This is a genomic window from Cupriavidus sp. SIMBA_020 (assembly GCF_046535395.1).
Classification (GTDB): Bacteria; Pseudomonadota; Gammaproteobacteria; order Burkholderiales; family Burkholderiaceae; genus Cupriavidus; species Cupriavidus campinensis.
In genome coordinates, this window is record NZ_JAWRWU010000007.1 from 115,663 (window position 1) to 129,434 (window position 13,772).

General features: G+C 67.7%; 16 protein-coding genes. 6 read left to right on the forward strand and 10 right to left on the reverse strand.

What is annotated here, in order from left to right:
- Positions 1-21 precede the first annotated feature (21 nt).
- The 5 genes from SB751_RS15420 to SB751_RS15440 form a co-directional block, all read right to left on the reverse strand.
- Positions 22-507, reverse strand: coding sequence for a hypothetical protein (locus SB751_RS15420; protein ID WP_410748211.1), 486 nt, complete (start codon positions 505-507; stop codon positions 22-24).
- Complete coding sequence (locus SB751_RS15425) at positions 440-1,630, reverse strand: GTP-binding protein (RefSeq protein ID WP_144199217.1); 1,191 nt, start codon at positions 1,628-1,630, stop codon at positions 440-442. Before SB751_RS15425 ends, SB751_RS15420 begins: the two co-directional genes overlap by 68 nt.
- A 282-nt stretch (positions 1,631-1,912) precedes the next feature.
- A complete protein-coding gene (gene dksA / locus SB751_RS15430; protein WP_250024998.1) occupies positions 1,913-2,602 on the reverse strand; it encodes an RNA polymerase-binding protein DksA in 690 nt (229 codons plus the stop codon).
- 346 nt (positions 2,603-2,948) lie between these two features.
- Positions 2,949-4,052 carry a CobW family GTP-binding protein gene (locus SB751_RS15435; protein WP_410748212.1) on the reverse strand — a complete coding sequence of 368 codons (1,104 nt, stop codon included), beginning with the start codon at positions 4,050-4,052 and terminating at the stop codon, positions 2,949-2,951.
- Between the two features lie 31 nt (positions 4,053-4,083).
- Positions 4,084-4,602, reverse strand: a complete 519-nt coding sequence (locus SB751_RS15440) for a Fur family transcriptional regulator (protein WP_144199213.1) — start codon at positions 4,600-4,602, stop codon at positions 4,084-4,086.
- A gap of 358 nt (positions 4,603-4,960) precedes the next feature.
- Between SB751_RS15440 and SB751_RS15445 the strand changes: the two genes are divergently transcribed.
- From SB751_RS15445 to SB751_RS15460, 4 genes are all read left to right on the forward strand, one after another.
- The gene (locus SB751_RS15445; protein WP_144199211.1) at positions 4,961-5,947 is read left to right on the forward strand and encodes a tripartite tricarboxylate transporter substrate-binding protein; all 987 of its coding nucleotides are present in this window, start codon (positions 4,961-4,963) and stop codon (positions 5,945-5,947) included.
- Positions 5,948-6,165: 218 nt separating this feature from the next.
- A complete protein-coding gene (hslV, locus tag SB751_RS15450) occupies positions 6,166-6,702 on the forward strand; it encodes an ATP-dependent protease subunit HslV (protein ID WP_144199209.1) in 537 nt (178 codons plus the stop codon).
- 48 nt (positions 6,703-6,750) lie between these two features.
- A complete protein-coding gene (hslU, locus tag SB751_RS15455; RefSeq protein WP_211943025.1) occupies positions 6,751-8,082 on the forward strand; it encodes an ATP-dependent protease ATPase subunit HslU in 1,332 nt (443 codons plus the stop codon).
- A gap of 243 nt (positions 8,083-8,325) precedes the next feature.
- On the forward strand, positions 8,326-8,697 hold the full coding sequence (locus tag SB751_RS15460) for a hypothetical protein (RefSeq protein ID WP_211943026.1): 372 nt from the start codon (positions 8,326-8,328) through the stop codon (positions 8,695-8,697).
- 25 nt (positions 8,698-8,722) lie between these two features.
- Here SB751_RS15460 and SB751_RS15465 read toward each other — a convergent pair whose 3' ends face one another.
- On the reverse strand, positions 8,723-9,316 hold the full coding sequence (locus SB751_RS15465; RefSeq protein ID WP_410748213.1) for a response regulator transcription factor: 594 nt from the start codon (positions 9,314-9,316) through the stop codon (positions 8,723-8,725).
- On the reverse strand, positions 9,316-10,725 hold the full coding sequence (locus tag SB751_RS15470; RefSeq protein WP_186296881.1) for an ATP-binding protein: 1,410 nt from the start codon (positions 10,723-10,725) through the stop codon (positions 9,316-9,318). The genes SB751_RS15465 and SB751_RS15470 overlap by 1 nt, the downstream gene beginning before the upstream one ends.
- Positions 10,726-10,911: 186 nt before the next feature.
- On the opposite strand from SB751_RS15470, the gene SB751_RS15475 reads away from it, so the two are divergent.
- Positions 10,912-11,409, forward strand: coding sequence for a copper chaperone PCu(A)C (locus tag SB751_RS15475; RefSeq protein ID WP_144199203.1), 498 nt, complete (start codon positions 10,912-10,914; stop codon positions 11,407-11,409).
- 29 nt (positions 11,410-11,438) lie between these two features.
- On the opposite strand, the gene SB751_RS15480 is transcribed toward SB751_RS15475, so the two are convergent.
- The 3 genes from SB751_RS15480 to SB751_RS15490 form a co-directional block, all read right to left on the reverse strand.
- Complete coding sequence (locus tag SB751_RS15480; RefSeq protein ID WP_144199201.1) at positions 11,439-12,377, reverse strand: LysR family transcriptional regulator; 939 nt, start codon at positions 12,375-12,377, stop codon at positions 11,439-11,441.
- Positions 12,378-12,439: 62 nt separating this feature from the next.
- Positions 12,440-12,655, reverse strand: a complete 216-nt coding sequence (locus tag SB751_RS15485) for a cysteine-rich CWC family protein (RefSeq protein WP_144199199.1) — start codon at positions 12,653-12,655, stop codon at positions 12,440-12,442.
- A complete protein-coding gene (locus tag SB751_RS15490; RefSeq protein WP_410748214.1) occupies positions 12,652-12,867 on the reverse strand; it encodes a zf-HC2 domain-containing protein in 216 nt (71 codons plus the stop codon). Before SB751_RS15490 ends, SB751_RS15485 begins: the two co-directional genes overlap by 4 nt.
- Positions 12,868-13,075: 208 nt before the next feature.
- Between SB751_RS15490 and SB751_RS15495 the strand changes: the two genes are divergently transcribed.
- Positions 13,076-13,612: a fimbrial protein gene (locus SB751_RS15495; RefSeq protein WP_144199195.1), complete on the forward strand. Its 537-nt coding sequence runs from the start codon at positions 13,076-13,078 to the stop codon at positions 13,610-13,612.
- Positions 13,613-13,772: the final 160 nt, after the last annotated feature.

The window sequence follows — 13,772 nt, forward strand, 5'->3', positions numbered from 1 at the left end:
GGTCACACCGCAGCCGCGCGATCAGGCGAAGACGGGCGAGGCAGGTGGGGCGCGGGAGTGGAAGGGCCGGGCGGCGGGCAGGTCGGGCCAGCGCCAGGCCAGGCTGGCCGGCTTGACCGGCTTGCCGAAAGCCAGCACCGGCAGGTCGAAGCTGCCGTGGTGGCTGTCAGCCAGCGTCGCGCCATCGAACAGCACGCACGAGTGCAGGCCGAGCTTGAGCGCGAAGGAATCGGTATGGGTGTCGGTACTATCGGCGGCGGCTTCGACCGTCACAGGCACCGTCGCGCCCGGCAGGCCGCCGTGCACCACACGGTGGACCAGACCGGCGTGCTGGGCCAGCAGCAGGCACAGCACGAGGCACAGCGCGGTCCAGAGGCCGGGGCCGCGCGCGCGCCAGCGGGCCATGTGGCCGCTGATACGGTCGGCGAGAAAGGTGGCGTCAGTGCGCATGGCCGCAATCGCACGCGTCATCGCCATGATCGTGGTCATGGTCGTGCGCGTGGTCATGATCGTGATCGTGATCGTCGGCGAATGCATCGCCCCAGTCGGGGAACGGGTCGGGGTAGGCCGCCCACGCTTCGGGGCCCGCCGCGAGTTCGGCGTCGGTCAGCAGGCAGGCGTCCAGCCGGGCTTCGAGCCCCGGGGCGTCGAGGTTCTCGCCGATCAGCACGAGTTCCTGGCGGCGGTCGCCGTATTCGGCGGGCAGGCCGTCATCGACCATGTCGGCCTCGATGCCGGCACGCGAGGCGGCGTCAGCCGGCCATTCCTCGGCGTCGATCGCGGCCCACCAGGCGCCGGCGGCACCGGGACGGCACACGCCGCCCGCCTGATGCCAGTCGCCGGCAATGTCCATGCGGCTGGCCAGCCAGAAGATGCCCCGGGAGCGCAGCACGTCGCCATGCTCGCGCATCCATTCGGTATGAATCAGGTCCGCGAAACGCTGTGGATGGAACGGGCGGCGCCGGCGGTACAGCAGGGCCCCCATGCCAGCGGCGGCCGGCACCGGTTCGCCCTGCAGTGCCACCTGCCAGCCGGCGGCGTTCGGCGTGGCATCCGGGTCGAAGCGGCCCGTGCCGAGCACGCGCCCGGCCGGCACCTTGCCGTGGCTCGCATCGACCAGGTCGGCGCGCGGGTTCAGCGCGTGCAGCACCGCGTGCAGGCGGCCCAGCTGGCCGGCATCGACCAGGTCGATCTTGTTGATGACGATGACGTCCGCCACTTCGATCTGGTCGATCAGCACGTCCACGACGGTACGGTCGTCGCCGTCATGGGCGGCGAGGCCCCGCTCGGACAGGAAATGGGCGTCGTGATAGTCGCGCAGGAAGCGCTCGGCATCGACTACCGTCACCAGCGTGTCCAGGTGCGCCACGCCTGCCGGCGCGTCGCCGTGGGCGTCTTCGAAGGCGAAGCCCTCGGCAATGCCGAGCGGCTCTTCGGTGGCCTGGGCCTCCACCACCACGTAGTCGTGCTGGCCGGCCTGCGCCAGACGGTCCACCTCGGCCAGCAGGTCGCCCTGGCTCGCGGCCACGGCCACGCGCGCGCCGCCCTGCGCGAGCAGGTGTTGCAGCACGGTGGTCTTGCCGGCGCCGGAGAAGCCGGACAGCACGGTGACGGGCAGACGAGGAGCCATGGAACGGGTGATTTTGGCGATGGGCGCCAAAGCGGCGCGCAAGGTGTTATTGCAACAAGGTTGCGACTGTAGCAGAAAGCCGCCCCGGACGACAGCCCGGCCATGGCACCACAACGGGCGGGCGTCCTGCCATGGTAGTGCCGTGGCCGGCGTGAGACAAACCTCGTCGCCAAACTCGCCCGAAACGGGTCAGCAAACGGGTCGCAAACGGGTCACCAAACGCGTCACCCAAACAAAACGGCCCGGATGACCGGGCCGTGTTTGTCGGAGCGGAGCGGGAGATCAGTCCCCGAACAGCTTCTGGCGCAGTTCGCGGCGCTGCTGCGCTTCCAGCGACAGCGTGGCCGTCGGGCGGGCCAGCAGGCGCGGTACGCCGATCGGCTCGCCGGTTTCCTCGCACCAGCCGTAGTCGCCGGACTCGATGCGCTGCAGCGACTGCTCTACCTTCTTCAGCAGCTTGCGCTCGCGGTCGCGGGTGCGCAGTTCGAGCGCGTGTTCTTCCTCGATGGTGGCGCGGTCGGCCGGGTCCGGCACGATCACCGTCTCGCGCAGGTGTTCCGTGGTCTGGTCCGCATTCTTGAGGATTTCGTCGCGAAGCTGCTCAAGGCGATTCTTGAAGAAGGCCAGTTGCGCCTCGTTCATGTAATCCTTGTCGCTCATCTTCAGGATTTCAGCTTCAGTCAGAAGTTTGTTGCTGCTCATGGTTGCTGCTGATTCTCTTGTTGATGCGACCGGCGGCGTCTTGGTCCGCTCGGGTGCAGTGGCCGCCCGCTTGCGCGGTGCGGTCGGTTCACTCTGGCTGGCTGCAGTCTTGCTGCTTCGCGTGCCTCCCTTGGCCTCGCCCGCATCGGCGTGCGCCGTACTGCCGCGGGGAGCTGGCGCTGCCTTCACTGCTGGCTGCGCGTCTGGCGTCTCCGCCGCAGCGGTGCCTGTCTTGCTGCGGCTTTCTTTGGTCTTGGTTGCGGCTGTCATGGGGACACCTCTCTCTACGCGTCGACGAGTGACGGCGCTGTTGCCAAGGTACCCCAAGCGGAGGGCGGTCTCCGCATGAAGCACTGCGACCGCGCCTGCCGGCGGCCCGCCTCATGCTGACGACGACCGCCGCCCTGCCAATACCGGCGCCGCCAAAACGTGCGCCGCCCGTATCAAATCCGGCCTATTGTACTTGAACAAATTTTTCGTAGATATGGGAGAAAGCCGGACAAGAGACAGGAGTTTTCCCGGTACCCCGCCGAAAGGAGGGGCAGGGCGGGTGGAAAGCCGGTCCGGCGGCAACCGCCACAGAATGCGGCGGTTGCTTCACATCAGAGCCAGGGGCTCAGGCCAGGCAGGCGGCCAGTCCCTTGAGGATGGCATCTCGCGGCAGGTCCACGCCGATAAAGACCATCTTGGTGCCCGGGGTCTCGTCCTCCCACTTGGCGCCGATGTCGCTGCCCATCAGCTGGTGCACGCCCTGGAACACCACCTTGCGGTCCACGCCTTCCATATAGAGCACGCCCTTGTAGCGCAGCAGCTTCTCGCCATAGACCGACAGGATGCCCGACAGGAATTCCTCGAGCTTGCCGTAGTGGAACGGCTTGTCGCTGCGGAAGACGAACGAGGCGATGTGGTCAGTATGGTGGTGATGGTGGTGGTGATCGTGCACGCCATGCCCGTGACCGTGGTCGTGGTCATCGTGGTCGTGGCCGCAGTGCTCGTCGTGCACGTGGCCATGATCGTGGTCATGGTCGTGCTCATCGTGCTCATCGTGCTCGTGGGCCTCGGCGCGCAGGAAATCGGGGTCGATCTCCAGCTTCTCGTTCAGGTTGAAACCGCGCAGGTCGAAAATCGTGTCGATCGGGGTCTCGCCGAAGTTGGCGGTGCGGATCGGCGCGCGCGGGTTCATGTGCAGCAGGCGGTGGCGCAGGTCGGCCACTTCGGCCTCGGGAACCAGGTCGGACTTGGTGATGAAGATGGCGTCGGCAAAGCCCACCTGGCGCTGCGCTTCCTCCTGCTTGTCCAGCTGGAGATTGCCGTGCTTGGCGTCCACCAGCGTGATCACGGCGTCCAGCAGGTAGCGCGCGGCGATTTCCTCGTCCATGAAGAAGGTCTGCGCCACCGGGCCCGGGTTGGCCACGCCGGTGGTCTCGATCACCACGCGGTCGAAATCGAACTTGCCTTCGTCGCGCTGGGTGATCAGGTCGGACAGCGCCTGCACCAGGTCGCCCCGGATGGTGCAGCAGATGCAGCCGTTGCTCATCTGCACGATCTGCTCGCGGCCGTCCTGCACCAGGATCTCGTTGTCGATGTTCTCCTCGCCGAACTCGTTCTCGATGACGGCGATCTTCATGCCGTGCTGCTCGGTGAGGATGCGCTTGAGCAGCGTGGTCTTGCCGCTGCCGAGGAAGCCCGTCAGGATCGTGACCGGGATCAGTTTGGACATGTCTTGGAACTCCGGGAAAGGTTTGCGGCGCCTAGTGCGCGCCGCCGGCGCCGCGCGTGCGGCCGCATTCAGCGCACACACCGTTGACGGTCAGCTCCACGTGCTCGACGGCAAAGCCGCGCGGCACCTTGGGCGCCACCGACGGTGCGGGCACGCCGGCCGCCTCGAGGCAGAACGTGCGGTCGCAGCGGGTGCAATGGAAATGGCTGTGCTGGCGATGGACCTCGGCGCGCGCGGCCTCGTGCTCCACCAGCGTGAAGCGGAACACGCGGTCATGGCCCGCGCGCTTCTGCGCCAGCCCCTGCTCGACCAGCCAGTCGAGCACGCGGTAGACCGTGACGCGGTCCACGTCGCCATCGGCCGGCAGGCGGTCGATCACGGCCTGGTGCGTGAGCGGGTCTTCGGCGTCGATCAGACAGGCGAGGATGGCCACGCGCGGCTGCGTCACGCGCGCGCCCAACTGGCGCAGGCGCGCCTGCGCGGCTTCCAGCGTGGCGTCGGGGAGCGGTCCGGCTGCCTGGGCGGCCAGATGCGGGGTGGTGCGTGTCATGCGGGCCATTTAACCATAGCGCCCGGGTCGATGCAATTCAGTTGCGTAAGCGGCCGCGCGGCGCAAGCGTGGCACAAGCGTGGCAAATCCGCCGAAAACGCCGCTTTCTCGCGGGTTAGCCCCTATACCTCGCTAATCTTTCAGGTTGCTAACATCCACCTCCGGCTCCGCCTGTCAGCGGGGTCAGTTGCTGTTCGCTTCCCATACATTGAGCCGATGGTCACCGCGTGTTTTCCGATATGGACCGCGACCGGCGGCGCCGCCTCCCAGGCGGCCCGGCCGGCGGCAAGCGTGAAGAGAGGAGGAGGCAAGGCGGACGGTGAGAACGGGAAAAGCAGGGTATCCAGGAGAGACAGTAATGAAACGAGTTGCAATGCATTTCGCGGCCGCGCTGGCAGTTGCCGGCGTGGGCGTTTTCACGGGGGCCCAGGCTCAGGAATATCCGGGCAACAAGCCCGTCCAGGCCGTGGTGCCGTTCGCGGCCGGCGGCCCGACCGACAAGGTGGCGCGCGAGCTGACCATGGTCATGTCCAAGCACCTGGGCACCACCATCGTGATCGAGAACCTGGGCGGCGCCGGCGGCACCATCGGCGCCAAGAAGGTGGCCCAGGCCAAGAATGACGGCTACACCATCCTGATCCATCACATCGGCATGTCTACGGCCCCGGCGCTGTACCGGAACCTGGGCTTCGACCCGCTCAAGGACTTCGAGATGGTCGGTGAAGTGGCCGACGTGCCGATGGTGCTGGTGGGCAACAAGCAGCTGCCGCCGGCCACCTTCAAGGACCTGGTGCCGTACATCAAGGCCAATGCCAGCAAGCTGTCGCTGGCCAACGCCGGTATCGGCTCGGCCTCGCACCTGTGCGGCCTGCTGTTCCAGAGCGCAATCCAGACCGAGCTGACCACCGTGCCGTACAAGGGCACGGCGCCGGCGCTGACGGACATCCTGGGCGGCCAGGTCAACCTGATGTGCGACCAGACCACCAACATCGCCGGCCAGCTGAAGGCGGGCGCACTGAAGCCGTACGCGGCCATGCAGTCGCGCCGCGTGGAGGCCTTCAAGGACATCCCGACCGCGGCCGAGCAGGGCCTGCCGGGCGTGGAAGTGAAGATCTGGCACGCCATGTACGCCCCGAAGGGCACGCCGAAGCCGGTGATCGACAAGCTCTCCGCCGCGCTGCAGAAGGCGGTGACCGACCCGACCTTCCGCGCCAAGATGGCCGAGCTGGGTGCCGAGGCCGTGCCGGCCCAGCGCGCCACGCCGGATTCGCTGCGCACGTTCCTGACGTCGGAAATCAACAAGTGGACGCCGGTGATCAAGAAGGCCGGGGTGTACGCAGACTAAGCGCGGACTAAGTCCCAGAGTCAGTCCGCAAGCAGAAGGCCACGCAGCGATGCGTGGCCTTTTTGCTTTGGCCCCCGGCCGGGCGCTTCTACCTTCTATATTGTGTGGATTGCCCGTGTCGGGCGCTTGTGATGCGTGCGGCTCTTGAAAGCGCGCCGCGTGTCGCCACCTACCCCCCTGACACATTCCACAGATCACAGAAGGACCACGAAGGCACCATGGAACAGTATCACGGCACTACCATCGTCAGCGTCCGGCGCGGCAACCAGGTTGCGCTCGGCGGTGACGGCCAGGTCACTCTCGGCAATATCGTGATGAAGGGTACGGCACGCAAGGTGCGCCGCATCTACAACGGCAAGGTGCTGGTCGGGTTTGCCGGCAGCACGGCCGACGCCTTCTCGCTGCTCGACCGCTTCGAGGCCAAGCTCGAGAAGTACCAGGGCAACCTGACCCGCGCCGCGGTGGACCTGGCCAAGGACTGGCGCTCGGACCGCGCGCTGCGCCGGCTCGAGGCCATGCTGATCACGGCCGACCGCGACACCACGCTGGTCATTACCGGCAACGGCGACGTGCTGGACCCCGAGGGCGGCATCGCGGCCATCGGCTCGGGCGGCGCGTACGCGCAGTCGGCGGCCAAGGCGCTGGTCGAGAACACCGAGCTGGCCCCCCAGGATGTGGTCGAGAAGGCGCTGACCATCGCCGGCGAGCTCTGCATCTACACGAACACGAACTTCGTCATCGAGACGCTGGAATAAGCGTCGCCGCGTGGCGCTGCACCGCCCTGCACTGAACCCCCGGATACCATGTCGCAAACCATGACCCCTTCGGAAATCGTTTCCGAACTCGACAAGCACATCATCGGCCAGAACAAGGCCAAGAAGGCCGTGGCCGTGGCGCTGCGCAACCGCTGGCGCCGCCAGCAGGTGGAAGACCCGCTGCGCCAGGAAATCACCCCGAAGAACATCCTGATGATCGGGCCCACCGGCGTGGGCAAGACCGAGATCGCGCGCCGGCTGGCCAAGCTGGCCGATGCGCCGTTCATCAAGATCGAGGCCACCAAGTTCACCGAAGTGGGCTACGTCGGCCGCGACGTGGACACCATCGTGCGTGACCTGGCCGAGATGGCCATCAAGCAGACGCGCGAATCGGAAATGAAGAAGGTGCGCACCAAGGCCGAGGACGCCGCCGAGGACCGCATGCTGGACGTGCTGCTGCCGCCGCCGCGCGACATCGGCTTCGCCCAGACCGAGGACAAGGACTCGAACACGCGCCAGGCCTTCCGCAAGAAGCTGCGCGAGGGCCAGCTCGATGACAAGGATATCGAGCTGGAAGTGGCCGCCGGCCTGCCGAGCATGGACATCATGGGCCCGCCGGGCATGGAAGACATGACCGAGCAGATCCGCACGATGTTCGCCGGGCTGGGCCAGGGCAAGAAGCATCGCCGCAAGATGAAGGTCAAGGAAGCGTTCAAGCTGCTGATCGACGAGGAGGCCGCCAAGCTCGTCAACGAGGAGGAGCTGAAGCACAAGGCCATCGCCAACGTCGAGCAGAACGGCATCGTGTTCCTGGACGAGATCGACAAGATTGCCAGCCGCAGCGACGTGGGCGGCGGCGAGGTGTCGCGCCAGGGCGTGCAGCGCGACCTGCTGCCGCTGGTGGAAGGCACCACGGTGAACACCAAGTACGGGATGATCAAGACCGACCACATCCTGTTCATCGCCTCGGGCGCGTTCCACCTGAGCAAGCCGAGCGACCTGATTCCCGAACTGCAGGGCCGTTTCCCGATCCGCGTGGAGCTGGAGTCGCTGTCCGTGCAGGACTTCGAGGCCATCCTCACCCAGACCGACGCCAGCCTGACCAAGCAGTACCAGGCGCTGCTGAAGACGGAAGAGGTGGACCTGCAGTTCGCGCAGGACGGCATCCGCCGGCTGGCCGAGATCGCGTTCTCGGTGAACGAGAAGGTCGAGAACATCGGCGCGCGCCGGCTGTACACGGTCATGGAGCGGCTGCTGGAAGACCTGTCGTTCCACGCCACCCGCTCCTCGGGCGAGACGGTGACCATCGACGGCAAGTATGTCGATGAGCGCCTGGCCGACCTGGCCGGCAACGAGGACCTGTCGCGCTACGTGCTGTAAGCCGCCCCGGCGGATTTGAAGGAACAACGAGCCAGACCGATGTCTGGCTCGTTTTGTTTTGGGGTCTTGACCGGCATGTGTCAGCGGCCCGCGCGGATGCCTCCCGCCAGTAACGACCGTAAGCATTGGTAAGCATGCTGGCGCCGGACCTCGTCGAAATGCGACCCTTGCGCACCTTGCTGGTCGATGGACCGGAGCGGGAGCCACCGCACTTCACTTCAAACACCTGCCGGGAGTCTGCCTATGTCGCGCCAACCTTCGCGCACGCTTTTTTTCAAACGCAACCAGGTGCGCAAGCGCCGCGTTGCCATCGCCACCGCGAGCGTGGTGGCGAGCATCACCGCCGCCACCGTCTTCCTGTGCGTCCGGCCCGCCGTGACCCCGGCCGCCGCCGCCGCGCTGCCGATCCCGGCTTCGGCCTCGGTCCACGCGGACCAGCCCGAGCGGCAGGCCGCGCACGAGGGGCAGGCTGCCGCCACGGCGCTGGCCATCGCCTCGGGCGAGCTGGTCACGCTGGCCGACCGCCACGCCAGTGACGCCGTGCGCATGGCCGGCGTGGCGCATGAGTCGTCCGCCGACGACCTGGGCTGGGACTACGTCCAGCTGCGCCTGTAAGTCGTTTCTCTTCGCCCTGGCGTGCCTAGCGCGACACCGGCCGCTTGCCGAGCTTGCGCTGCAAGGTGCGCCGATGCATGTTCAGCGCCCGCGCCGTGGCCGAGATATTGCCGCCGTGCTCGGTGAGCACGCGCTGGATGTGCTCCCATTCGAGCCGCGCCACCGATAGCGGCGTGGGCTCCTCCAGCGCCGCCTCGGCCACCTCTTCCGATATTCCCGCCATCAGCGCCGTCAGGATCGAATCGACATTGGCCGGCTTGGCCAGGTATTCGTCCGCCCCCTGCTTGACCGCCGCCACGGCTGTGGCAATGCTCGCGTAGCCGGTCAGCACGAGGATGCGCGCGTCCGGCAGCGCGGCGCGCAGCGGCGCCACCAGATGCAGGCCCGATTCCGCCTGCGCCGTGCCGCTGGCTTCGGCGGGTGGTCCCAGATGCAAGTCCAGCGTGACGTAGGCAAACGGCGTGCGCGCGGCCAGCGCCAGCGCCGCGCTGCCGTGGTGGGCCACCTGCACCGCATAGCCGCGCCGCGTCAGCGCCCGCGCGAGCGTGCCGGAGAAGACCTCGTCGTCATCGATCACCAGGAAGGGCGTTGCGTCGGTGGGCGCGGGGGTGTCTGTCATCACGGTTGGAAGTCGGGGGAAGTCAGGTTGAGCGGGGCGGCGCCGGCCAGCGGCAGGCGCAGCAGGGCCACGGTGCCGCCGGCGCGGTGGTCCTGCCAGGAGAGGCTGCCGCCAAGCTGGCGCGCGGCGCTCTGTGCGAGGTAGAGGCCGATGCCCTGGCCACCATGCGTGCTGGCCACGGGGGCCTCGCCCAGTTGCGCGCGCAGCGCCGGGGGGATGCCGCCGCCGTGGTCAGTGACGGCGAAGCGCAGCGCGTGGCCATCGCCGGTGATATCCAGCCGTAGCGGCGGCGCCTGGCGCATCGCGTGGCCCATGGCCTGCTGGCTGCGCGCGGCGTTGTCCAGCAGGATGGTCAGGATCTGGCTCACGCGGGCGGCGTCCACGGGCTGCGTGGCGGCGTCCGGTGCCAGCGTCGATTGCAGGCTGGCCTGCGGATGGCGCAACTGCCACCGCTCGACGAACGGCGCGAGCCAGGTGTCGAGCGGCTGCGGCGCCAGCGGTTCGCGGTCCGCGCGCAGCCGGGCCAGGATCGAGCGGCACAGGTCCAGCTGCTGCTCCATCGTGCGGAAATCCGGGAGGTAGTCGGCGACTGGCGTGGTCCCGCGCGCGGCGTCTGAGGCATCGCCCCGCAACTCGCCGGCGATGACCGCCAGCGTGGCCAGCGGCGTGCCGATCTCATGCGCGACAGCCGCCGCCTGGTCGTTCAGCGCCTCGGCGCGCGACTCCCGCAGCAGTTGCTCCCGGGCGAGGTTGAGTTGGGCATCGCGCTGGCGCAGCACGCCCGAGAGCCGCGCCACGAAGAAGGCGATCATCACCGCGCTGGCCACGAAGTTCAGCCACATGCCGGCCAGGTGGTAGTTCACCGCGTTGTCCGGGTTGTGCAGGTGCAGCGGCACGTAGTCGAGCAGCAGCAGCGAATAGCACGCCAGCGCGTAGAGGGCGAGCGCTGAGACAAACCGCCACGGCAGGATGGCCGACGCGATGGCAAGCCCCGGCAGGTAGAACGAGACGAAGGGATTGGTGGCGCCGCCGGTGTAGAACAGGATGGCCGACAGCGCGGTCAGGTCCACGATCATCTGGGCCATCAGTTCGGCGTCCGACGGCACGGTGTTGTGCTGCCCGTGCCAGTGCAGCCGCGCCACCGTAGTCACATTGAAGATGGCCTGCGCGGCGAACAGGTAGAGCAGCGGCTTGTAGGGCAGGTGGATGCCGGCCACCGATTCGCACGACACCAGCAGCAGCGCCTGTCCCGCCAGCAGCGCCCAGCGCAGCCAGCACAGGCGGCGCAGGCTCACCAGGCCGTGGCGCTGGGGCGCCACGCCCGGCATGGCTGGGGCGGGGGCCGGCGCGACGGCGGCAGCGGGGGGCGGCGGTGCGGTGAGGGGCGGGGTAGACGTGGAGGGCGGCATGCCGGCAGTGTAGCAATGCCGCCATGCCACGCGGCGGCGGCGACCCGGCGTGCGACACCGTGCCGCATTCAGGCCGGCCCCCGGCGCTGCCAGACTACGCGGTTGCCATGCCCGGCAGGTTCGGGAGCGCCATGGTCTAATAGCCGCCTTTCGCTGAATTCCGTTGATTTCGTGGAGATGTTACCGATGCAAGCCCGTTTTCGCGCGCCGCGCGCCGCCTCGATCGTCACCCTGGCCCTGGCCGGCCTGCTGGGCAGCGCACATGCGCTGGCACAGGTGGACGTGAGCAATGCCTGGGTGCGCGGCACGGTGCCGGCGCAGTCGGCGTCCGGCGCGTTCATGACGCTGCACGCGCATGAGTCGGCCAGGCTGGTGGGCGTGTCGTCGCCCGTGGCCGCCGCCGAGCTGCATGAGATGAAGATGGAGAACAACGTGATGCGCATGCGCCAGCTGCCGTCGCTGGACCTGCCGCAGATGCAGGATGTGGAACTCAAGCCGGGCGGCTATCACATCATGCTGATGGGGTTGAAGTCCCAGCTCAAGGCCGGGGATACCGTGCCGCTGACGCTCAAGATCGAGCAGAACGGCAAGATCGTCGAGCAGCAGGTCAAGGCGCAAGTGCGCGACCTGACCGCCGGTGCGCCGCCGGCAGGCGCCGGCGGCCATGGCGACCACAAGCATTAAGGCTTGGATCGCCCGATCCCTCCGGACGGTCAGCCGCGCAGGCTGATCGCCGCCTCCGCTTCCGATGCCGGCGTTGCCGCCGCCTGCAGCACCCGCTCGCGCAGCCAGGTGTGGCCCGGATCGGCCTCGGCCCGCTCGGGCCAGATCATGCTGTAGCTGAAGCCGGGAATCGAGAACGGCGCCTCGAAGATGGTCAGGCGCGGATCTTCCAGCGCTGCCAGCGTGCGCCGGGCCGCCGTCAGGACCATGTTGGTGCCGGCTATCAGCGCCGGCGCCACGCTCCAGTGCGGTACCGTGCACGCGATCTTGCGGCGGCCGCCCAGGCGCGCCACGGTGGCGTCGATCAACTCCCCGCGCTCGCTCGCCGCGCTCACCAGCACGTGGGAGCGCGCCAGGTAGGCCACGTGATCGAGCCGGCCGGTGTCACGCACCGTGGCGGCATCCACCGCACACGCAAAATCATCGTCGAACAGCACCGCCGTGCGCACGCCTTCCGGCTGGTAGGTGAAGGCGCCCAGCGCCATGTCGAGTTCGCCGTCGGCCACTTGCGCCGTCATCGTCTCGCGGCTGGCCTGCGTGACCACCAGGTCGATGTTCGGCGCGGCCTTGCGCACCGCGCGCAGCAGCCGGGGCAGCACCACCAGCGCGCCGTAGTCCGACATCGCCAGCCGGAAGGTGCGGCGCGCCATGGACGGCTGGAAGCCGCCGGGGCCGAGCAGGATGCGCACTTGCGCCAGCGCCTCGGCCAGCGGGGCGGTCAGTTCATGCGCGCGGGGCGTCAGCACGAGCCCGCCCTGACCGCGCACGAGCAAGGGGTCGTCGAGCAGTTGCCGCAGCCGCGCCAGCGAATGGCTGACCGCCGGCTGGCTCAGTTGCAGCCGCAGTGCGGCGCGCGAGATATGGCGCTCGGCAAACAGTGCCTCGAGCACCACGAGCAGATTGAGGTCGATTCCGCGTAGGCTATTCATGTGGTGAATATTAAACCGGAAGTCTCCGGTTATGCCATTCGTCGAGCGGAATTTTTAGAGCTTTAGGTGTCTTGCGAGGCGTCCCGCCGGGCCGTCAGGCAATCCGGACACAGGCAATGCTGGCCCGCGACGATCTGCCGTGCCGGCAGCAGCGGCTGGTTGGCGCACCAGCATTCGGGCAGGCCGGCCACGTAGCCGCACACGAAGGCCGCGCCGCAGCCGCTGCACCGCTCCACGGGGCGCAACTGGCCGGTCTGGATGGTCGATGGATCGGTCATGGCCTGGGGTCCCCATCGTCCTGCCCGAGCCGGCGCATGGCCTCCCGCATCGTCCGCATCTGTCCGCTGAAGTGAGTGCAGGCCGCGCAGATGGCCAGATGGCCGCGCACGCGCAGCCGCTCGCCCAACGTCAGGGGCTGGTCCATGCCCTTCATGGTCAGGTGATGGATTTCCTCGCAGTTCGGCAGCAGGCGGCGGCGGGGTTCGGGCATGAGACGGATTCGGCGTTTTCCTACGTTGTGCTGCCCATATGGCTGTTGATGTCCCGCTGCCTCGACGTTGCATGCGCAGCTCGAACAATTAAAGAAAGTGCGATTTTTTCAAGGAGGCCGCTGACGCAGAATAGTCCTGCGCTCTGAGACGAGCAGACAGCCCGCTCCGGTCGCTTCCTTCTCTTTCACCACAAATTTCGAGCAAATTATGACACGCAAAATTATTTCCGCCGCCCTCCTGATCGTTGCAGCCTCCGCTTCGCAGATCGCTGCCGCTTCGGACGGCACCATCACTTTCACGGGAAATGTTACGGCGCAAACCTGCACCATCAACGGCGGTGCCGCTGGCAAGAACTTCTCCGTGGCGTTGCCGAAGGTTTCGACCTCGTCGCTGGCCGCCGCCGGTGCAACCGCTGGCCGCACGCCCTTTTCCATCGCCTTGACGGGTTGCAACCCGGTCGCCGGCACGGTGCGTACCTTCTTCGAGGCCGGCCCGACGACGGACCTGACCAACGGCCGCCTGAATCTGACCGGTAGCGCTGCCGGTAACGTGCAGATTGAACTGCTGAACCCGGATCTGACGCAGGTGAAGGCCGGCTTTGCCGACGCCTCGCAGAATTCGAAGCCGGTGACGCTGGCCTCGGGTGCTGGCACGCTGAATTACTACGCCCAGTACTACGCGAAAGGCGCTTCGACGGCTGGCGCAGCCAACTCGAGCGTCACCTACACGATCGCCTATCAGTAATGCCTCCACTCCGGGGGGCCGCCTGGCAATGGCCGCTCCCCGCAGTACGGCAAGCCTTGTGGGGCCGGCCGGAGTCTGCTGACTCCGACAAGGCCTGACCCCTTCAGGGCAACTCCGGCAACCCCTCCCTCCCGGGTCGACTTTCAAAGCGTGCCTCTGG

Coding starts and splice junctions, on each gene's coding strand:
- dksA (WP_250024998.1), bottom strand. CDS start 2,602: ATGACAGCCGCAACCAAGACCAAAGAAAGCCGCAGCAAGACAGGCACC.
- SB751_RS15470 (WP_186296881.1), bottom strand. CDS start 10,725: ATGCCGCCCTCCACGTCTACCCCGCCCCTCACCGCACCGCCGCCCCCC.
- SB751_RS15440 (WP_144199213.1), bottom strand. CDS start 4,602: ATGACACGCACCACCCCGCATCTGGCCGCCCAGGCAGCCGGACCGCTC.
- SB751_RS15480 (WP_144199201.1), bottom strand. CDS start 12,377: ATGAATAGCCTACGCGGAATCGACCTCAATCTGCTCGTGGTGCTCGAG.
- SB751_RS15475 (WP_144199203.1), top strand. CDS start 10,912: ATGCAAGCCCGTTTTCGCGCGCCGCGCGCCGCCTCGATCGTCACCCTG.
- SB751_RS15490 (WP_410748214.1), bottom strand. CDS start 12,867: ATGCCCGAACCCCGCCGCCGCCTGCTGCCGAACTGCGAGGAAATCCAT.
- SB751_RS15435 (WP_410748212.1), bottom strand. CDS start 4,052: ATGTCCAAACTGATCCCGGTCACGATCCTGACGGGCTTCCTCGGCAGC.
- SB751_RS15425 (WP_144199217.1), bottom strand. CDS start 1,630: ATGGCTCCTCGTCTGCCCGTCACCGTGCTGTCCGGCTTCTCCGGCGCC.
- SB751_RS15445 (WP_144199211.1), top strand. CDS start 4,961: ATGAAACGAGTTGCAATGCATTTCGCGGCCGCGCTGGCAGTTGCCGGC.
- hslV (WP_144199209.1), top strand. CDS start 6,166: ATGGAACAGTATCACGGCACTACCATCGTCAGCGTCCGGCGCGGCAAC.
- SB751_RS15485 (WP_144199199.1), bottom strand. CDS start 12,655: ATGACCGATCCATCGACCATCCAGACCGGCCAGTTGCGCCCCGTGGAG.
- SB751_RS15465 (WP_410748213.1), bottom strand. CDS start 9,316: ATGACAGACACCCCCGCGCCCACCGACGCAACGCCCTTCCTGGTGATC.
- SB751_RS15420 (WP_410748211.1), bottom strand. CDS start 507: ATGACCACGCGCACGACCATGACCACGATCATGGCGATGACGCGTGCG.
- SB751_RS15495 (WP_144199195.1), top strand. CDS start 13,076: ATGACACGCAAAATTATTTCCGCCGCCCTCCTGATCGTTGCAGCCTCC.
- SB751_RS15460 (WP_211943026.1), top strand. CDS start 8,326: ATGTCGCGCCAACCTTCGCGCACGCTTTTTTTCAAACGCAACCAGGTG.
- hslU (WP_211943025.1), top strand. CDS start 6,751: ATGTCGCAAACCATGACCCCTTCGGAAATCGTTTCCGAACTCGACAAG.